The sequence below is a fragment of the Micromonospora echinofusca genome, assembly GCF_017614955.1.
GTDB lineage: Bacteria > Actinomycetota > Actinomycetes > Mycobacteriales > Micromonosporaceae > Micromonospora > Micromonospora echinofusca_A.
Map to the genome: position 1 here is coordinate 1 of NZ_WVUH01000134.1, position 17,738 is coordinate 17,738.

The following is a 17,738-nucleotide window of genomic DNA, read 5'->3' on the forward strand; positions in this document are numbered from 1 at the left end:
CCATTACCACGGTCTGGGCGCGGGGCAGCCGGTGGCCGTCGGCGGTGATCTCCCGTTGGGCCAGCAGGTACGCCACCGAGTAGGTGGCGTTGAAGCCGTCTCCGAGGTCCGCGACGTAGTCCAGCCAGAGCCCGCCGTCCGGGCCGACCTGCTTCGGCACGTCGGTGGCGAAGGTGTGCTGTAGCTCCCGCTTGTCCAGGTACGCCCCGAAGAGCATCGCGAGTACGGTGCGGATACCGGTGCTGATCAGCAGGAACGGTGCCAGCCACGGCACCGGGCGACGGGGGGTGAAGCCGAGTTCGCGGGGGTCGAGACTGCGGGGGCGCGCTGACGACACGGCGACCGGGGTGGCCGGGGATTCCTGATCATCGGTCACCGATCGGAGCCTAGTGCGTACCACACGGAAGCGCTGTCCGCTGCCGGACGCTGGGACCGGACCGCCGCCACCGGCTGCGGAGAGCCGGCGGAGGCCGGCACGGGACGGAACGGCAACCGGTTGGGTCCCCGGCCGGGGTGTGCCGTACACTTGACGATCGTTGCCGCCTTAGCTCAGTCGGCTAGAGCGACGCACTCGTAATGCGTAGGTCGACGGTTCGATTCCGTCAGGCGGCTCGGTACCGAAGCCCAGGTCAGATGACCTGGGCTTCGCCGTTTTCCGGTCTCGTCGCCCCTCACCAGGTCGATCACGTCGCCCCTCACCAGGTCGATCACGTCGCCCCTCACCAGGTCGATCATGAAGTTGTTGTCACTCTCCTGCGCGTGTCGCGACAACAACTTCATGATCAACGCGATTGAGGGGTGGGTGGCGGGGGCCATCGCCACTGCGGAGCGGCCCCGGTCGGGTCGGGTTCCCGACTCAACGGCCCTGACCTGGCCGGATCCTTGATGACGCGCGTCACTATCGGGGTACGGGCAGCGATGCGGATCCTGCCCGGTCGGTGCGACCCCCTGGAGGCCGGGGTGCCCACGTACGCGCAGCTACGGGCGGAGCGGTGGTGGGACCGCGAGATCGTCACGCCGGCCCTGGACCGGCTCGGCGACGAGCTGTGCCGGCGGACCGGTCGACCGCGTACCGCTGCCGGGACCAAGGGGGACAACGCCCACCTGTGCGGCGCGCACCGGTCGCAGGAGTGGATCCTCCGGTCGCGGTACTGCACCGACCGGGACTACCGGGTACAGCCGGGGCTGACCGCCGAGCAGCTCCGCTGGGTGTCCGGCTTCGACTTCACCCCCGGCTCGGCGGGGCAGATGATCGCGCAGTCCCGCCGGCTGATGGCGGCCATGAAGGCCGGTCGGCTCGACGAGGTGCTGGAGTTCTACGGCAACGTGGACGGCGACCGGGTGGTCGACGGCTGGGACAACCTGCGCGACCGGGCCGCCCGTAGCGACCGCAGCCACCTCTGGCACTGGCACCTCTCCATCGACCGGCGGTACTGCGACAACCGGGACCTGATGGCACGGATCCTCGCGACGGCGCTGGGCGACGCCGCGGTACGGGAGGACGAGATGAGCGAGCAGGCGGAATCCCAGATCAACAGCCTATTCGACGGCATGTTCCACGGTGGGAACAGCATGGGCCGCAGCGTGGACCCGGACGGATCGGGGGAACGGACGGCCAGCAACAGCGTGGTGGCCAAACTGGACTATCTGCTGGCCCGGCTCGACGCGGTGGAGCGCAGGCTCGCCCAGCCGGTCCAGGCGACGGTCGATCCGGCTACGATCGCCGCCGCGCTACCCGCCGAACTCGTCGACCGGATCGTGGACGAACTCGCCGCCCGGCTGCGGCAGGACCGGTAACCGCACTGCGTACCCAGGAGCTTCAGATGCAGAAGTACGGCAAGGCCATCGCCTCGGCGGTCTTCTTCGTGCTCACCGCCGTCTACGCCATGCTCAGCGGCGACCACCGGATCGACCCCGAGGAGTGGGTGGCGGTCGCGATCGCCGCGACCAACGCGATCGGTGTCTACCTGGTGCCGCTCACGCCCCAGTTCGGCTGGAGCAAGACCCTGGTCGCCGGCCTGCTCGCCGCGCTCCAGGTGGCCGCCACGGTGATCCTCGGCGGGATCGACCCGGACGAGTGGCTGCTGATCCTGCTCGCGGTCGGCCAGGCGCTCGGCGTCGGCTGGGCACCGGCCGTGTCGGACAACGGGGTGTCCAGCGGTGTGCGGCGCAACAACCGGTCGGCGGCGGGCGGTTCGACGCAGAGCGGGCCGGCAGAGGGCGGGTCGGGGCGCCCACCGGCGCGTACCGGGAACTGACCGGGCCGGCGCCACGGACGCGTCGGGAACGGACTCCGTCAACTCCGGCGACCGCGCGGCAGGTGCGGGGTGCCGGTGGCGTCGAGGTACGCGTGGGCCGAGGCGATGGCCAGGCAGTCGGGTACCCGGCAGACCGGGCAGCGCCCGTCGTCCGCCGGCCAGTGCTCGGCGACGATCCACCGGGCGGCGAGGACCATCCGGCTGCGCAGTTGTGCCGCTGACAAATACGCCCCGGTCATCGTCGGCCGCCTGCGGGGTAACCGTGGAACCGGCACATCGGCGCCTCCCGGTGTCAGCGGACGCGGCCTGCCGGTGTCCGAACCGGGGCACCGTGTCCGACACTGCCGTTCGTCGTTGGACGGCCCGTCCAGTGTGACCCGGCCGCCCGGCCCGACGGAACCACGAATCCGGCGTCCGCCACCCCAGAAGACCCGGAGAGGCGGCCGGGAAGACGCGGCCCGGGGGCGCTCAGCCGTAGAGGTTCCGGGCGTACTCCGGGCCGTACCGCTGCTCCAGCTCGGCCAGGGTCAGCTCGGTCCGCTGCACCGCCTTGGTGATCCGGGCCCGGGACGGGAGCCGGTCCGGCTGCCAGCTGCCGGGTTCCCACAGCTCGGACCGGAGGAACGCCTTCGAGCAGTGGTAGAAGACCTGCTCGATCGACACGAGCAGGGCGAGCTGCGGGCGGTGGCCCCGGACCACCATCCGGTCGAAGAACGGCGCGTCGCTGACCAGCCGGGCCCGTCCGTTGATCCGCAACGTGTCGCCCCGACCGGGGATCAGGTAGATCAACCCGACGTGCGGGTTCGTCAGGATGTTGTGGAAGCCGTCGGCCCGCCGGTTGCCGGGGCGCTCCGGGACGGCGATGGTGCGGTCGTCGAGGACCAGGGTGAAACCGGGCGGGTCGCCCTTCGGGGAGACGTCGCAGGTGCCGTCCGCACCGGCGGTCGCCACCAGGCAGAACGGCGACGCGGCGAGCCACCGCCGGTCGAGTTCGTGCAGGGCGGTGCGTTCCTTGCCGGTGGCGAGCGGCACCGGGCTGCCGATCAGGTCCCGTAGCTGCTCGGGCGAGGTGATCTCGGTGATCCCGTCGGCCGTCGCCGACCCCACACCGGTCGTGTCGGAGTCCGTCGGCTCCGCACCGGTCGCGTCGGAGTCCGTCGGCTCCGTGCCGGTGGTGTCTGCTTCCGGCGCGTGTGTCATCTCCGCTCCCCGTTCAGATGATCTTCGCGGATCCCAGCGTACGGCGACCACCCGTTGCCGGACAGCGGCCGATCGGGTTTACCACTCGGGGCCCCGGGTACGGCCGGAGCCGAGAGCGGTGACTGGGAGGCCGACATGGAGAGCCGACTGAAGGTACTGGGCCACCCGGTACATCCGATGCTGGTGATGTTCCCGGTGGCGCTCTTCGTCACGGCGGTGCTCTTCGACGTCATCGACGTGGCCGGTGGCCCCGACGTGCTCGGCGAGGTGGCGTACTGGAATATCACCGTCGGTCTGGTCGGCGGGCTGCTGGCCGCGGTCGCCGGTTCGTTCGACCTGTTCGCCATTCCCAGCGGTACCCGGGCGAAGCGGGTCGGGCTCAGCCACGCGGGGACCAACCTCGCGGTGGTGCTGCTCTTCGCGGCGGTCTGGGCGGTCCGGATGAACGCCGACTCCCGGCAGGCCGGCGGCGCGCTGCTCGCCATCGAACTGGTCGCCGTGGCGGCCCTCGGGGTGAGCGCCTGGCTCGGCGGTGAACTGGTCGACCGGCTCGGCGTGGGTGTCGACCGGGAGGCCGGGCTGGACGCCCCCAGCTCGTTGCGCGGCCCGGCCGCAACGGAGCGGATCGGAGGACGGGCGCGGTGAACGGGCAGCCACCGGAGGTGGAGCTGACCGAGACCTCCCACGGCTGGACGGTGCTGGTCCGACTGCCCGGCGTGGCTCCGGAGGAGGTCGCCCTGGAACTGGACGACCGGGAACTCTGCGTCCGGGGACGCTCGGAGGCCGAGGTCAACGCCGACCAGGGGATCGCCGGCGGGATGCGGGCCCGGGCCTTCGAGCACCGGATCGCCCTGCCGTCCCCGGTGGACCCGGACCGGATCGACGCGGTGATGGACCACGGGCTGCTGCGGGTGACCCTGCCCCGGGCGGCCCGGCCCGCGCGCCGCACCATCACCATCGGCCGGATGCAACCCGGCCCGACCGCCACGCCCGGCTCAGTTCCGACCCGGGGGGCCGACGGCCGCCCGCCGCTGGGTACCGGTCAGCGGGCCGGGCACGCCGTGGTGGGCGCCGTCGGTGGGGCGGACCCGGCGGCGGACCGGGAACTGCACCACCCCGACGTCGTCACCGGCGGTCCCGACCGGTCGCAGCGGGACTGAGTGGACACCCCCTCGGCCATCGGGCCGGTCCACGAGCGGATCGCCGGGGTACGCCGGATCGCGGTGCTGCGTGCCAATGCGCTCGGCGACTTCATTTTCATCCTGCCCGCCCTGGACGCCCTGCGGGCCGGCTACCCGGAGGCCGAGATCGTGCTGCTCGGCGCCCCGTGGCACGCCGGGCTGCTCGCCGGGCGGCCCGGTCCGGTCGACCGGGTGCTGGTGGTGCCACCGGCCCCGGGTATCCGTTCCGCCGGACCGGACGAGCCGGAGCCCGCGTCGATGGACGACTTCCTGGCCGGTGCCCGGCGGGAGAACTTCGACCTGGCCCTGCAACTGCATGGTGGCGGCGCCAACTCCAACCCGGTCGTGGCCGGGCTCGGTGCCCGGATCACCGCCGGGCTGCGCGCCGAGGACGCCCCGCCGCTGGACCGTTGGCTACGGTACGTCTACTACCAGCCCGAGGTGCTGCGCTACCTGGAGGTCGTCGGCCTGGTGGGCGCCGGGGCCACCACCGTCGTCCCCAGCCTCGCGGTGACCGACGCGGACCGGGCCGAGGCGCGGGTGACGCTGGGGGCGGCCACCCGGCCCCGGGTGGCGCTGCATCCGGGCGCCACCGACACCCGCCGCCGCTGGCCGGCCGAACGCTTCGGTGCGGTCGCCGCCCATTTGGTCGCGGAGGGGTACGAGGTGCTGGTCACCGGTACCCCCGCCGAGCGGGACGTGGTGGACCTGGTGGTCGCCACGGCGGTCGAGCGGGCGGGTGACCGGGCGGGTGACCTGCCGGTCCGACCGCTGGTCGGCGCACTCTCGCTCAGCGGCCTGATCGGCTGCTACGCCGGCTGCCGACTGGTCGTCTCCAACGACACCGGCCCGTTGCACCTGGCCGCCGCCGTCGGTACCCCCACGGTCGGCGTCTTCTGGGTCGGCAACCTGATCAACTCGGCGACGCCGCTGCGGGCCCGGCACCGGCCGATCGCCTCGTGGACGATCCACTGCCCGGTCTGCGGGGTCGACTGCAGCCCGGGGGTCTACCCGGACCGGCCCGGGGACGGCAACTGCCCGCACCGCGACTCGTTCGTCACCGACGTACCGGTGAGCGAGGTGTTGGCGGCGGCGGCCGAGCTGCTCACCGGGGGGTGACCCGATCCGGGCCCGGCGTCGTCGGTCAGCACCACCTCCCACGCCTCGACGTCCCGCTCGGTGACCGTGGTCGGCGACTCCAGGTGGTACGCCCCGCTGGGCAGGATCCCGGCGCCGCCGAAACGCTCCAGCACGGCGAGTTGGGCGGCGACGTCCTCGCCCTGGTGCCGCTCGGGCAGCCGGTGCCAGAAGTCGAAGCCGCCGGAGGCGACCAGGCACGCCCGGTCGTACAGTACGCACCCGCCGATCCAGGAGATCTTGTACGCCCGCCATCCGCCGGGCTCCAACTCCAGGCCGGCCGTGACGTGCAGCAGGTTCGCCGCCGAGTGGATCCGGGCCCGGTCCCATTCCGGGGTGCCCGGTCGGATCCGCTCCGGCACCGGTTTCCCCGGCCACTCCGCGTAGTGCCGGTGCGTCTCCGGTCGACAATCCTCCAGATAGGACAGTCCGTGCACCGCGTTGCCGACGAATCCGCAGCCCAGCTCCCGGATCGCGGTCCACAGCCGGGCGACGGTACCCGGCTCCAACCAGACGTCGTCGTCGAGGCAGAGGACGTACCGGGCGGACGAGGCGGCCAACAGGTACGCCCGGTGCTCGGCCAGCCCGCGCCGGGGCAGCCGCCGGGTCAGCAGCACCGGACAGCCCCGGTGCCGGAGCGCCCGGACCATGGCGGCCACCGCCGGATGCGCCCAGGGCGGTGGGCCGTCCGACTGGTCGCTCACCACCACCCCGAACCGGGGTACGTCCTCCTGCGCGGCCAGCCCGGCCAGGGTGACCGCCAGTTCGGTGGCCCGGTTCCGGGTGGGTACCAGCACGTCCAGTTCCCGGCCGGCGGCCCGGAACGCCCCGGCCGACCTGGTCTCCAACGGCCGACTCACGACTGCTTTCCGGTAAGGAAGGGCCCCCTGTTAACGCTTTCGGTAGGTAAAGGGGCCCTTCCTAACACCTCGCCGGCGGCCTGGGCCCGGATCCGTTCGATGATCGCCGACGTGGAGCGGTCCGGCACGTACCCGAGGGTGCGCACCTCCCCGCCCAGCCGGCGTACCAGGGGCGCCTCGGGGACCAGCTCGGACGGGTAGTCGCCGCCCTTGACGTAGACGTCGGGGCGGACCGTCTCGATGAGGGACTCCGGGGAGTCCTCCTCGAAGACCACCACGTGGTCCACGCAGCCGAGTGCGGCGAGTACGGCCACCCGGTCCTCCACCGGGTTCACCGGCCGGTCCGGTCCCTTCAGCCGGCGTACGCTGCTGTCCGAGTTGACCGCCACCACCAGCAGGTCGCCCTGTTGCCGCGCCTGCTCCAGGTAGCGCACGTGCCCCCGGTGCAGTACGTCGAAGCAGCCGTTGGTGAAGACCACCGACCGTCCGGCCCGGCGTGCCTCGTCGACGAGTACGGCAAGCTGGCCGGGATCCACCACCACGCCGTCGGGTGGGGTTTCCGGCTCGTCCGACAGGGCGGCCAGCAGGGAATCCCGTTGGCAGACACAGGTACCCGTGCCGGAGACGGTGATGGTCGCGGCGAGCTGGGCGAGCTGCGCGGCGGTCGACAGTGGCGCGTCGGCGGCCAGGGCGAGGGTCATCGCCGCCAGGTAGGCGTCGCCCGCGCCGACCGCGTGGCTCGCCGGCACCGGGGTGGTGTGACTCCGGCTGGGGGTACCGTCCGCCCCGCCGACCACGGCACCCTCGGTGTCCAGGGTCACCGCCACCACGTCCGCGCCGGTCCGCTCGCGCAGCGCGGCCAGTTGCGACTCGGCGAGTACGACCCGGTCGGCGACCGCCGGGTCGCCGACGGGAACGGTGACGCCGGTACGGATCGCTGCGGGCAGACCGCGCTCCTCGGCCGTGGTCGGCTCCCCGGCCGGGCCGGCGGTGACCGCGTTCCCGGCGGTCGGGCCGGTGGTGATTCCGTTCCCGCCGGTCGGGCCGGCGGTGAGTCCGTTTCCGGCGGTCGGGCCGGCGGTGATGGCCGGGCCGGGGGCGACCCCGATGGCCAGGTCGGGCGGTTCCGGCGCGGTCCGTTCCGACGAGTCGAGGTGCAGGCCGCTGTCCGGTCCGGCCGTGCGGGCCAGCAGCCGGGTCGCCTCGGCGAAGCTGGGCGTGACCACGGTGGGTGCGAGCCCCCGCCAGTCGGCGAGGTCGTGCGCGTCGAGCGCGACGGTGGCGAAGCGGTCCCGGTTGCGGACCAGCCAGTCCCGGACCGGCGCGTTGAGGGCGCCCAGACCGTAGTCGCAGACCACCAGGGTCGGCGCGGCGCCGCCTGCTGCGGCGCGCAGCTCCTCGGTGGTGCAGGCCAGGGCGGTGAGCAGCCGGGCGGTGGCGTCGGCGGGGAAGCCGTCCGGTTCGCCGGAGTCCTCCCGGAGCAGGATCTGGTCGGCGGCCAGCAACCGTCGTTTCACCGGGGTGGGCCGTCCGGGTTGGCTGACCGTCCGGTCCCACACCCCGGCCCGGTCGAGGCAGTCGTGCAGTTCGTCCCCGGCGACGTCGGCGCCGATGGGTGCGACCAGCGCGGCGCGACCGCCGAGCGCGGCCAGGTTGACCGCCGTGTTGGCGGCTCCGCCGGCTGCGGCGATCCGGCGCCGGAGGGTGAGTACCGGTGCCGGAGCCTCCCGGCAGAGGCGGTCCGAGTCGGCGAACCGCCACTCGTCGAGCATCGCGTCCCCGATCACCAGCACCGGACGCCCGAGCCAGCTCTCCACCACGGCGGCGAGTCGCCGCTGTTCCGCTGCTCCTGCCATGTCGGTGAGCGTCCCCCGGTCCGGGCTGGTCAAACCTGGCGCCGCCACGGCCACGTGCCCACGGCCGGCCACGTGCCCACGGCCCCGGCCCGCGCGGTCCCCGCCGGGTCCGCGCGGGGCGGCGTCGGCCGGAGCCGGGGTACGCGTGCCGGGTACGGCGTCTCGCCCGACCGCGTCAGAGCCGGCTGACCGCGAGCACGTCGATGCGGCCCCACCGGCCCGGTATGTCGAGCAGGGCCAACCGGTTGATCGAGCCGGGGAGCGCGGCGTCGCTGATCAGGTGTTCGCCGACCGGTTCCAGGCCGAGCAGGGTCCGTAGCAGCAGCAACGGGGTACCGGCCGACCAGGCCTGCGGGCTGCACGCGGTCGGGTAGTCGACCGGGTACCGGGTGAGTTTCCGGTCGTACCCGCTGAACGCCTCGGGCAGCCGCCCGCCGAAGTACCCGGCCGCCTCGATGATGCCCTCGGCGATCCGGGCGGCCTCCTCCTCGAAGCCGTACCGGCGCAGGCCCCAGGCGATGAAACTGTTGTCGAAGGGCCAGACGGTGCCGATGTGGTAGCCGAGCGGGTTGTACCGCCCCTCACCTTCGGCGAGGGTACGCACCCCCCAACCGGAGAAGAGCCGTGGCCCGACGAGGTGCCGGGCGACCCGTTCGGCCCGGGAGGTGTCCACGATCCCGCTCCAGAGCAGGTGCCCGATGTTCGAGGAGAGCGCGTCGACCTTCCCGCCGTCCCCGTCGAGGGCCAGCGCGTAGTATTCGCCCTCCTCGACCCAGAAGTCCCGGTTGAAGCGTTCCTTGAGGTCGGCCGCCTCCCGTTCCAACCGGTCGGCGAGGGCCGGGTCGTTCCAGAACTCGCGGGCCAGCCGGGCGCCCCGGATCCGGGCGTCGTACGCGTAGCCCTGGAGTTCACAGGTCGCCCGGGGGAACCCGGGCAGCCGGCCGTCGGCGTACGAGATGCCGTCCCAGGAGTCCTTCCAGCACTGGTTCTCCAGCCCGTTGCGGGTGTTGCGCCGTTGGTACCAGATGTAGTTGTCGCCCATCAGGTTGGCGTACGTGCCGATCCAGTCCAGCGCCGCGCGGGCCTCCCGTTCGAAGCGGCGTACCAGGTCCCCGTCGCCGGTCCACCGTTCGTACTCGTCCATCAGGATCAGGTAGAGCGGCGTGGTGTCCGCCGCCCCGTAGTACGGCGACTGCGGGTGTTCCTCGAAGGCGGTCGCCTCCCCGTAGCGGAACTCGTGCAGGATCTTGCCCGGTTCCTCGTCGCGGAAGTCGTCCAGCCGGCAGCCCTGCGGTACGGAGAGGGCGTACAGCGTCGCGGCGGCCAGTTCGGACGCGAACGGCAGTGCCTGGATGCTGGTGAGGATGCTGTCCCGGCCGAAGATCGTCATGAACCAGGGCAGTCCGGCCGCCGGTACGCTCAGCCCGCCGGAGACCATCGGCGTGTAGCGCAGCGCCGCGAGGTCGATGAGGCTGCGCCGGTACGTCTCGTGCAGGGTGGGGTGTTCGCACTCCAGCTTCGGCGCCTGGGTCATCCAGCGGTGCAGGTCCTCGGCCAGCCGGGGCCGGGGGTTGCGGAGCCCCCGCAGGCTCTCCCGGACGGTCCGTCCGTTGTGGGACAGCATGGACGCGTTCAGGTTGGCGATCCAGGTACCCCGTGCGGGAATGCAGCCGGTGATGGTCAGGCCCGCCTCGTCGAGTTCGGTCCGGGGCCCGACCGGGCAGTCCGGGTGCTCGACCGCACAGTGGATCACCGTCTCCCGGACGAAGTCGTCCCGCTGGTACACCAGGTGCAGGCAGCCCTCCTGGATCCGTACCTGGTAGGTGCCCTTCCGCTCGACGAGCTGGCCGATGGTGGAGATGTCGGCGAAGTCGCTGGCCGCGTCGATCCGGATGTGCAGGTCGAGTGGTTCGTCGGCGTGGCTGACGATGGTCAGCTGCTCCTCGAAGCAGTCGTTGATCGTCTGCTGCCGGATGATCGACAGCTTCGAGTCGAAGCCGTGCGTGGCGTTGGCCGGGGTGAGGAAGAACCGGGTCTGGAAGTACTCCGCGTCGTCGACGGAGAGCGCGTACAGCGGACTGTCGTTGATCCGCAGCATCCACCTCGACAGGAAGCGGGTGTCCCAGGAGAAGAGACCGGTGGGGAAGGTCGGGGAGGTTTCGAAGTCCCCACACCGGTCGGTCACCACGAACGTGTTGCCGTCCAGGATGCGTACCGCGCTCATCGGTGGCCGGCTTCCTGGCCCGACACGAGGTCCCGGGGGTCCCGCGCGGTCGGCGGCCCGGGAAGCATGCGTTCGAAGAGCCGGAACAGCTCCAGCCGGCCGTCGACGTTGATGCGCCCGCTCAACCAGGCCGCGGTGAGGTTCTGTTCGCCCCGGATCGCCCGTTCCAGGAGTTCCCGACGGCAGTGGATGACGCAGTGCGCGGTCTTCCCCTCCGCCTGACGGGCGCTGACGTTCCCGCTGCTGATCTCCAGCAGCCATCCCTCGGTCGCGCCGTCCGACACGACCTCGAACCGGATGCTCCCGGTGATCCGTTCCAGCCGGTCGTGGTGCGCCTTGCTGAGCCGGCCGAAGAACTCGGCGATCGGACTGGCCATGCAGGGTTCCCCGTTCGTTCCGCGGCGCGACCGCTGGTGGGGCTGAGGGGCGCCGCCCGGTCGCCGGTCGCTCTCCTCCCGATGGCACTGCCCGGGGCCCCGACGATCGACATCACCGTCATTATCCCACGAAACGCCCTATTATCAGGTGCTTCCTTCATAGGCTGGCGACTGTCGGCCGGCCCTCTCCGGGGTCGCGCCGGTTGTCACGTGACGGCAGACCAGGGGGGCACGATGGACAGGATTCTCATGATCACCGGGGATGCGGCGGAATCCCTGGAGGTGCTCTACCCCTACCAGCGGCTGATCGAGGAGGGGTACGAGGTGCACCTGGCCGGACCCGAGGCCCGGCCGTTGCAGTTCGTGATCCACGAGTTCGTGCCCGGCTTCGACACGTACACCGAGAAGCCCGGCTACGTGTACCCGGCGGACAAGGCGTTCGCGGACGTCGACCCGGCCGACTACATCGCGCTGGTCGTACCCGGCGGACGGGCTCCGGAGTACCTCCGCAACAACCCGGAGTGCCTCCGTATCGTCCGGCAGTTCGCCGAGGCGGACAAGCCCATCGCCCACCTCTGCCACGGGCCGCTCATCCTCGCGGCGGCCGGCGTGCTGACCGGGCGCCGTTCGGCGGCGTACCCGGCGCTGGCGCCGGACATCCGGGCCGCCGGTGCCGAGTTCGTCGACGCCGAGGTGGTGGTCGACGGCAAGCAGGTGTCGGGCCGCTCCTGGGCGGACAACGCACCCTGGATGCGCGAGTTCGTCAAGATGCTCCGCGCCCGCAAAGCCTGACCCGGGTCGGCCCCGGCATCGGTACCCGGGGCCCGCCTACTTCAGCACCATCGAGCCGGGGGCCGCCTACTTCAGCACCATCGAGCCGGGGCTCGCCTACTTCAGCACCATTGCGCCGGTCTGCTCGAAGGCGGCCAGGTCGGCCAGGGTCTCGGTCACCGAGGCGGAGAGCGGTGCGGGGAACTCGTCGGGCCGGTAGAACCGGGCGTCGGTGGTCTCGTCGGTGCTGGTCAGCAGCTCGCCGTCGTACCCGTTGACCCGGAAGGCCACGGTGAACACCTGGTACGTGTGGCCGTACATGTTGGTGTGGATACGCTCCGGGCCGGTGTACATGGCGAACGGGGTGACCCCGATCGCCCGCAGGCCGGTCTCCTCGCGTACCTCCCGGACCGCGCAGTCCATGATGGACTCGCCCAGCTCCATCGCACCCGCCGGCATCGCCCAGTGGCCGTTGTCCGAGCGCTGGATCAGCAGCACCCGGCCGGCGTCGTCGCGCAGCACGGTACGGGCGCCGACGAACAGCAGCACCCGGTCCCCGGCGATCGCCCGCAACTGCCCGAGGTAGGAATCAGCCCAGGAAACACTCACCCGGCCAATCTACGGCCTTTCCAAGATGTGAGCCGCGACACTACTTTCTTACCCATGCGTAGCACGATGATGGACGCCCCTCTCCAGGTTTCCCGGATCCTCGAACACGGCAGCACCGTGCACGGTTCGGCCGAAGTGGTCACCTGGACCGGCGGTGAGCCGCGCCGGATGACGTACGCCCAGGTGGGGCGGGAAGCCGCCCGCCTGGCCCACGCGCTGCGCGACGGACTCGGCGTCACCGGGGACCAGCGGGTGGCCACGTTCATGTGGAACAACAACGAACACCTGGTGGCCTACTTCGCGGTGCCGGCCATGGGGGCCGTGCTGCACACCCTCAACCTCCGACTCTTCCCGGACCAGGTCGCCTACATCGCCAACCACGCCGAGGACCGGGTGGTCCTGGTCGACTCGACCCTGGTGCCGCTCTTCGCCGCGGTGCTGCCGAAGCTGACCACCGTGGAGCACGTCGTCCTGGTCGGCGACGGTGACCCGGCGCCACTGCGCGACGCCACGGCCGGCCGGGTCGCCGTGCACCACTGGGACGAGCTGCTCCGCGACCGGCCGGAGAGCTACGACTGGCCGGAGGTGGACGAGCGGGACGCCGCCGCGCTCTGCTACACCTCCGGGACGACCGGCCACCCGAAGGGCGTGGCCTACTCCCACCGGTCGATCTACCTGCACTCGTTGCAGATCTGCACGGCCGAGGGCTTCGGGCTCGGGCCCACCGACCGGGAACTGGCCATCGTACCGATGTTCCACGCGATGTCCTGGGGGCTGCCGTACGCGTCCTTCCTCTCCGGCGCGTCGCTGATCATGCCGGACCGCTTCCTCCAGGCCGCCCCGGTCGCCGCCATGATCGCCGCCCTGCGGCCCACCCTGGCCGGGGCGGTACCCGCCATCTGGAACGACCTGCTCGGCTACCTGGACGCCAACCCCACCGACGTCTCCTCGCTCCGGGAGGCCATCGTCGGCGGCTCGACCTGCCCGCCCGCGCTGATGCACGCGTTCGCGGAGCGGCACGGCATCGACGTGATCCACGCCTGGGGGATGACCGAGATGTCGCCGCTCGGGTCGGTGGCCCGCCCGCCGGCCGGTGCGACCGGTGAGGCGGCGTGGGCGTACCGGTACACCCAGGGCCGGATCCCGGCCGGGGTGACGGCCCGGATCGTCGGCCCGGACGGCACCCCGATGCCCGCCGACGGCCGGTCCGTCGGCGAGCTGGAGGTACGCGGGCCGTGGGTGACCGCCCGGTACGTCGGCGACGACACCCCGGACCCGGAGAAGTTCCGGGACGGCTGGCTGCGTACCGGTGACGTGGGCACCCTCTCCCCGGACGGGTTCATCACGCTGACCGACCGGGCCAAGGACGTGATCAAGTCGGGCGGTGAGTGGATCTCCTCCGTGGAGTTGGAGAATGCCCTCATGGCACACCCGGCCGTCCTGGAGGCGTGTGTGGTCGGGGTGCCGGACGACCGGTGGGACGAACGCCCACTGGCCACCGTCGTGCTCCGGGAGGGCGCCACGGCCACCGCCGAGGAACTGCGGGACTTCCTCGCCGGATCGGTCGCCCGGTGGCAGTTGCCGGAGCGGTGGGCCTTCGTCGACGCCGTACCGAGGACGAGTGTCGGTAAGTTTGACAAGAAGGTCGTCCGCGCGCGGTACGCCGAAGGGGCTCTTGCCGTCCGTCAACTGTCGACGACGTAACGTTTTCAGGCGCAACATCGCCTGAAGGGGAGAGGGCCATACTCCTTTATCCCCCTCCCCAGGGCGGCCCCGGTGTCGCACCACACCGGGGCCGCCCACCCCCTCACCTGCCCGGTCCGGTCACTGTGCACTCGCGGTGACCAGCACCTTTCCCACCACGCCGTCCTGCACCGCCCGGTGCGCCTCGGCCGTGCGGTCCAGCGGGTAGTAGTGCAACGGCAGTCCCGCGTCGGCGCCGACGCGTACCCCGCCCTGGGCTACGGCGGCGGCCAGGTTGTCGATCGCGCGGGCCTTGGCGAACCACGGCGTGGTGTAGATCAGCACGAACTGCCAGCGGGCGTTCGGCACCATCATCGCCCGGATCGGGATAGTCACCTCGCTGCCGCCGTCGTCCGCGTACACCGCGACCGTGCCCGACGGGGCGAGCAGTTGCGCGTCGGCCGCCGCGTTCCGGGCCGCCGAGACCTCCACGACCACGTCCACCCCGTCCGGCGCGATCTTGCGGACCTCGGTGACCACGTCCTGCTCCCGGTAGTTGACCACCAGGGAGGCCCCGGCCGCCGCCGCGAGCTGCGCCTTCTCCGGGCTGCTCACCGTGGCGACCACGGTGGCGTCCGCCCACCGGGCCAACTGGATCGCGGCGTTGCCCACCGCCCCCGCGCCACCCTGCACCAGCACGGTCCGCTCGGCCAGCGCGCCCGGATGGAGCTGGTCCGGCACCGTCTCACCGACGGTCAGGCAGCGGTGCGCGGTCAGGAACGGGATGCCCAGACTCGCCCCCAGGTCGAACGAGGCAGCCCCGAGCAGCACCACCTGGCGGACCGGGACCAGCGTGTACTCGCTGGCCGTGCCCCAGGGCCGCCGCCAGGCGGACTCCCACACCCAGACCCGTTCCCCGACCAGCGACCCGTCCACGCCGGTACCGACCGCCTCGACGACCCCGGCCCCGTCCTGGTGGGGGATCTGCCAGCCGTCCCGGGGCGCGGTGCTCTGCCGGGACTTCCAGTCCGTCGGGTTCACCCCGGAGACCGCGACCCGGACCAGCACCTCACCGGGCCCCGGCTCCGGCACCGGACGGTCCACCACCGCGAGGACGGAGGGATCACCGGTCCGTTCGTACACGACCGCCTTCATGGTTCCGAAGGTAGGCGCCGGGCCGGCGGAATGCGGCGGATCGGTTAGATCGCCTCGACCACCGCGTCGGTCAGCTCACCCACCGCCGACAGCACCCGCGTCGCCAGCCGCTCCGCGTCCGGGTCCAGCGGGTACCCGCCGTGCGGTACGGCCACCACCCGCATCCCGGCGGCAGCGGCGGAGCGCACCCCGTTCGAGGAGTCCTCCACCGCGACGCAGCGGGCCGGGTCGACCCCGAGCCGCCCGGCCACCGCCAGGTAGACGTCCGGGGCCGGCTTGCCCCGGGCGGTCTCCTCGGTGGAGAGGGTGAACCGGAACACGTCGGTCAGACCGGTCGCCGCCAGCGCCGCCGCGATCAGCCGGGTCGGCGACGAACTGGCCAGCCCGAGCGGCCACCGCCCGGCCAGCCGGCGCACCACCGCCACCGAGTCGTCGATCACCGGTACGCCCCGCGCGTAGCGCCGGGCCATCTCGTCGACCACCTCGGTGGCCACCTGCTCCGGGGACCGGTCCACGCCCAGTTCGGTGCTGAGGTAGGTCGACCACTCCCCGGTGCTCATCCCCATCAGCCGGCGCTGGGTGTCCGGCAGCCAACGCCCGCCCCGGTCGGCGACGTACGCCCGGCGGACCTCCTCCCAGACCGGCTCGGAGTCCACGATCACGCCGTCCAGGTCGAAGACCACCGCATCCGTCACGGCCCCATCCTGCCCGACCGGCGGCACAGGCGCCCTGTCGCCGGTCGCACTCAATCGGTCGGCGCGGGCAGACCGATCGGGTTGGCGGCCGGCAGAACCGTCCGGCAGGCCACGGCGATCGGGGCGAGCAGCTCCCGCAGCCGGTGGGCCCGGTCCGGGCCGAGTACCCGCCAGGGCCGCGCGGCTGCCTCGTCGGTGGCGTCCTCGACCGCCCGGAACGCGACCCGGGCCCGTTCGGTCGGCTGCCCGTCCCCGGTCAACCAGCCCCGCTCGACCAGCCGTCCGGTGGCCGCCGCCCACTCCTCGTCGGTCCAGCCCCGGCGCGTCTGCAACAACTCCCGGGACAGGTCGACGCGGCACCGCCAGGCGAGCGTCTCGACCGGGTCCAGCCCGGCCGCGACCAGCGCGGCCACGTGCCCGTCACCCCGGTGCTCGCGCAGCGTGGTGGCCGCCTGCCAGAGCCGGGCCAGCGGCCACTCGGCCCGGGGCAGCGCCGCGTTGACCGCGCCGAGCACCCGGCCCGCGTGGTCGAGCGCCCCGGCCGCCTCCTCCAGCAGGTCGGCCGCCTCGGCGACGTGATCCTCCGGCTGGGCGTAGGTCAGCTCGGCGAGCGCCTGGACCGCCCCGGTCAGCCGGGCCCGCAGCGACTCCTCCGGGCTGGCCAGTTTCCACACCGACGGCAGCGCCCGGGAGACCATGGTCGGGGCGAAGTTGAAGAACGCCGCGATCACCGGCGCCGCCTCGACCGGCCCCAGCGGGGCCGCGCGGCCGGCGAAGTATCCCCGCCAGTAGCCACGCAGCCCCACCGCCTCGTACGCGGCCCGGGAACGCGGGTGGAAGTAGGTCACCGCGTGCACCGGCTCGAAGTGCGTCCACATCAGCCGGGCCAGCCGGGCCGGATCGTCGCTCGTCGCCACGACTGCGAACCTAACCCCCGCCCGGTACCACGGAGAACCCCTCAGTGACGTTCAGCGCACCCCGAGGTTGACGTCCCGGACCGCGAACCTACCGGGATGCCGGGGGTGGACCTACTGGACCGCGAGGACGTCGACCACGAAGCGCAGCGGACCGCCCGGCCGCCCACCGGCCGGCTTCTCGCCGTAGCCCAGCTCGGCGGGGATGTCGAGCTGTACCCGGCTGCCCACGTTCGCACCGACCAGACCCTGGTCCCAGCCGGGGATGACCTGGCCACCGCCGAGCTGGAAGGTGAACGGCTGGGACCGCTTCCAGGAGGCGTCGAACTCCTCACCGGTCGCGTAGAACGCGCCCACGTAGTTCACGGTGATCTGCTGACCGGCCTGGGCCGCCGGGCCGGTGCCCTTGATCAGCGGGGTCGCGGTCAGCTTGGTCAGCGTGCCGGTGCCCTTGGCGACCGTGGGCTTGGTACCCAGCGCCGGGTCCGCGCCCGCCGGCAGCGGCGGGAACCCCTTGTCGGCCGGCTGCTCCGGGGCTCCGGCGGTGGCGCCCGCCGACGACGCGGTACCCGGCTCGGCCTTGTCGTCGTCGCCGCCCCGGCCGACCGCCACGAACACCCCGATCAGGACGACCACGACGGCCAGCCCGGCGAGCGCACCGAGCACCGCCTGGCGGCGGCGTCTCGCCGCGGCGGCCCGCTCGGCGGCGGCTTTGATGGCAGCCCGCTTCTCCGCCTTGGACATCGGACGCTGCTCCGTCGCCTGGCCCGGTACGCGCTCGCTCACTCGTCGACTCCCTGCTGCAAGAGGTGGTGGGG

General features: G+C 72.5%; 16 protein-coding genes, 1 tRNA gene and 3 pseudogenes. 8 read left to right on the plus strand and 12 right to left on the minus strand.

Features of this window, described 5'->3' with window-relative positions:
* Positions 1-376, minus strand: a pseudogene (locus GSF22_RS16620) (metallophosphoesterase); the annotation flags it as partial.
* Between the two features lie 162 nt (positions 377-538).
* Between GSF22_RS16620 and GSF22_RS16625 the strand changes: the two are divergent.
* From GSF22_RS16625 to GSF22_RS16635, 3 genes are all read left to right on the plus strand, one after another.
* Positions 539-612, plus strand: a tRNA-Thr gene (locus tag GSF22_RS16625).
* Positions 613-885: 273 nt separating this feature from the next.
* Entirely contained in the window at positions 886-1,797 is a 912-nt protein-coding gene (locus tag GSF22_RS16630) for a hypothetical protein (protein ID WP_208814495.1), read from the plus strand.
* A gap of 26 nt (positions 1,798-1,823) precedes the next feature.
* Entirely contained in the window at positions 1,824-2,258 is a 435-nt protein-coding gene (locus GSF22_RS16635) for a hypothetical protein (RefSeq protein WP_208814496.1), read from the plus strand.
* A gap of 38 nt (positions 2,259-2,296) precedes the next feature.
* Here the strand turns inward: GSF22_RS16635 and GSF22_RS16640 are convergent, their stop codons facing one another.
* Complete coding sequence (locus GSF22_RS16640; protein ID WP_208814512.1) at positions 2,297-2,497, minus strand: hypothetical protein; 201 nt, start codon at positions 2,495-2,497, stop codon at positions 2,297-2,299.
* A 229-nt stretch (positions 2,498-2,726) separates the two neighbouring features.
* Complete coding sequence (locus GSF22_RS16645) at positions 2,727-3,458, minus strand: pyridoxamine 5'-phosphate oxidase family protein (protein ID WP_208814497.1); 732 nt, start codon at positions 3,456-3,458, stop codon at positions 2,727-2,729.
* Positions 3,459-3,593: 135 nt separating this feature from the next.
* Between GSF22_RS16645 and GSF22_RS16650 the strand changes: the two genes are divergently transcribed.
* From GSF22_RS16650 to GSF22_RS16660, 3 genes are read left to right on the plus strand one after another with little or no spacing between them, the layout of a single operon-like run.
* On the plus strand, positions 3,594-4,103 hold the full coding sequence (locus GSF22_RS16650) for a DUF2231 domain-containing protein (protein WP_208814498.1): 510 nt from the start codon (positions 3,594-3,596) through the stop codon (positions 4,101-4,103).
* Complete coding sequence (locus tag GSF22_RS16655) at positions 4,100-4,618, plus strand: Hsp20/alpha crystallin family protein (RefSeq protein ID WP_208814499.1); 519 nt, start codon at positions 4,100-4,102, stop codon at positions 4,616-4,618. The genes GSF22_RS16650 and GSF22_RS16655 overlap by 4 nt, the downstream gene beginning before the upstream one ends.
* Positions 4,619-5,758, plus strand: coding sequence for a glycosyltransferase family 9 protein (locus GSF22_RS16660; RefSeq protein WP_208814500.1), 1,140 nt, complete (start codon positions 4,619-4,621; stop codon positions 5,756-5,758).
* Between the two features lie 17 nt (positions 5,759-5,775).
* Here the strand turns inward: GSF22_RS16660 and GSF22_RS16665 are convergent.
* The 4 genes and pseudogenes from GSF22_RS16665 to GSF22_RS16680 all read right to left on the minus strand — a co-directional run.
* Positions 5,776-6,636 (minus strand): annotated as a pseudogene (locus tag GSF22_RS16665) (glycosyltransferase); the annotation flags it as partial.
* Positions 6,633-8,492: a D-glycero-beta-D-manno-heptose 1-phosphate adenylyltransferase gene (gene rfaE2, locus GSF22_RS16670; protein WP_208814502.1), complete on the minus strand. Its 1,860-nt coding sequence runs from the start codon at positions 8,490-8,492 to the stop codon at positions 6,633-6,635. The gene rfaE2 and the pseudogene GSF22_RS16665, both read right to left, overlap by 4 nt.
* Before the next feature lie 175 nt (positions 8,493-8,667).
* Positions 8,668-10,716, minus strand: a complete 2,049-nt coding sequence (locus GSF22_RS16675) for an amylo-alpha-1,6-glucosidase (RefSeq protein WP_208814503.1) — start codon at positions 10,714-10,716, stop codon at positions 8,668-8,670.
* Positions 10,713-11,093 (minus strand): SCP2 sterol-binding domain-containing protein, encoded by a 381-nt coding sequence (locus GSF22_RS16680; RefSeq protein WP_208814504.1) that lies wholly within the window; start codon positions 11,091-11,093, stop codon positions 10,713-10,715. The genes GSF22_RS16675 and GSF22_RS16680 overlap by 4 nt, the downstream gene beginning before the upstream one ends.
* A 234-nt stretch (positions 11,094-11,327) precedes the next feature.
* Here GSF22_RS16680 and GSF22_RS16685 point away from each other — a divergent pair, with 234 nt between their 5' ends.
* Positions 11,328-11,885 (plus strand): DJ-1/PfpI family protein, encoded by a 558-nt coding sequence (locus tag GSF22_RS16685; protein WP_208814505.1) that lies wholly within the window; start codon positions 11,328-11,330, stop codon positions 11,883-11,885.
* Between the two features lie 96 nt (positions 11,886-11,981).
* Here the strand turns inward: GSF22_RS16685 and GSF22_RS16690 are convergent, their stop codons facing one another.
* Entirely contained in the window at positions 11,982-12,473 is a 492-nt protein-coding gene (locus GSF22_RS16690) for an NUDIX domain-containing protein (RefSeq protein ID WP_208814506.1), read from the minus strand.
* Positions 12,474-12,527: 54 nt separating this feature from the next.
* Here GSF22_RS16690 and GSF22_RS16695 point away from each other — a divergent pair, with 54 nt between their 5' ends.
* The gene (locus GSF22_RS16695) at positions 12,528-14,177 is read left to right on the plus strand and encodes a fatty acid--CoA ligase (RefSeq protein WP_244367542.1); all 1,650 of its coding nucleotides are present in this window, start codon (positions 12,528-12,530) and stop codon (positions 14,175-14,177) included.
* Between the two features lie 120 nt (positions 14,178-14,297).
* Here the strand turns inward: GSF22_RS16695 and GSF22_RS16700 are convergent, their stop codons facing one another.
* The 4 genes and pseudogenes from GSF22_RS16700 to GSF22_RS16715 all read right to left on the minus strand — a co-directional run bounded on the left by GSF22_RS16700 (position 14,298) and on the right by GSF22_RS16715 (position 17,726).
* Complete coding sequence (locus GSF22_RS16700; RefSeq protein ID WP_208814507.1) at positions 14,298-15,311, minus strand: NADPH:quinone reductase; 1,014 nt, start codon at positions 15,309-15,311, stop codon at positions 14,298-14,300.
* Positions 15,312-15,355: 44 nt separating this feature from the next.
* On the minus strand, positions 15,356-16,006 hold the full coding sequence (locus tag GSF22_RS16705) for an HAD family hydrolase (protein ID WP_208814508.1): 651 nt from the start codon (positions 16,004-16,006) through the stop codon (positions 15,356-15,358).
* A gap of 50 nt (positions 16,007-16,056) precedes the next feature.
* Positions 16,057-16,884 carry an SCO6745 family protein gene (locus tag GSF22_RS16710; RefSeq protein ID WP_208814510.1) on the minus strand — a complete coding sequence of 276 codons (828 nt, stop codon included), beginning with the start codon at positions 16,882-16,884 and terminating at the stop codon, positions 16,057-16,059.
* A gap of 150 nt (positions 16,885-17,034) precedes the next feature.
* Positions 17,035-17,726: pseudogene (locus tag GSF22_RS16715) on the minus strand (FKBP-type peptidyl-prolyl cis-trans isomerase).
* Between the last annotated feature and the right edge of the window lie 12 nt (positions 17,727-17,738).

Bases quoted from the DNA above. Each gene is read 5' to 3' on its own strand.
- GSF22_RS16630 (WP_208814495.1), top strand. From the start codon at position 886: ATGACGCGCGTCACTATCGGGGTACGGGCAGCGATGCGGATCCTGCCC.
- GSF22_RS16635 (WP_208814496.1), top strand. From the start codon at position 1,824: ATGCAGAAGTACGGCAAGGCCATCGCCTCGGCGGTCTTCTTCGTGCTC.
- GSF22_RS16640 (WP_208814512.1), bottom strand. From the start codon at position 2,497: ATGACCGGGGCGTATTTGTCAGCGGCACAACTGCGCAGCCGGATGGTC.
- GSF22_RS16645 (WP_208814497.1), bottom strand. From the start codon at position 3,458: ATGACACACGCGCCGGAAGCAGACACCACCGGCACGGAGCCGACGGAC.
- GSF22_RS16650 (WP_208814498.1), top strand. From the start codon at position 3,594: ATGGAGAGCCGACTGAAGGTACTGGGCCACCCGGTACATCCGATGCTG.
- rfaE2 (WP_208814502.1), bottom strand. From the start codon at position 8,492: ATGGCAGGAGCAGCGGAACAGCGGCGACTCGCCGCCGTGGTGGAGAGC.
- GSF22_RS16675 (WP_208814503.1), bottom strand. From the start codon at position 10,716: ATGAGCGCGGTACGCATCCTGGACGGCAACACGTTCGTGGTGACCGAC.
- GSF22_RS16680 (WP_208814504.1), bottom strand. From the start codon at position 11,093: ATGGCCAGTCCGATCGCCGAGTTCTTCGGCCGGCTCAGCAAGGCGCAC.
- GSF22_RS16685 (WP_208814505.1), top strand. From the start codon at position 11,328: ATGGACAGGATTCTCATGATCACCGGGGATGCGGCGGAATCCCTGGAG.
- GSF22_RS16695 (WP_244367542.1), top strand. From the start codon at position 12,528: ATGCGTAGCACGATGATGGACGCCCCTCTCCAGGTTTCCCGGATCCTC.
- GSF22_RS16700 (WP_208814507.1), bottom strand. From the start codon at position 15,311: ATGAAGGCGGTCGTGTACGAACGGACCGGTGATCCCTCCGTCCTCGCG.
- GSF22_RS16710 (WP_208814510.1), bottom strand. From the start codon at position 16,884: ATGTGGACGCACTTCGAGCCGGTGCACGCGGTGACCTACTTCCACCCG.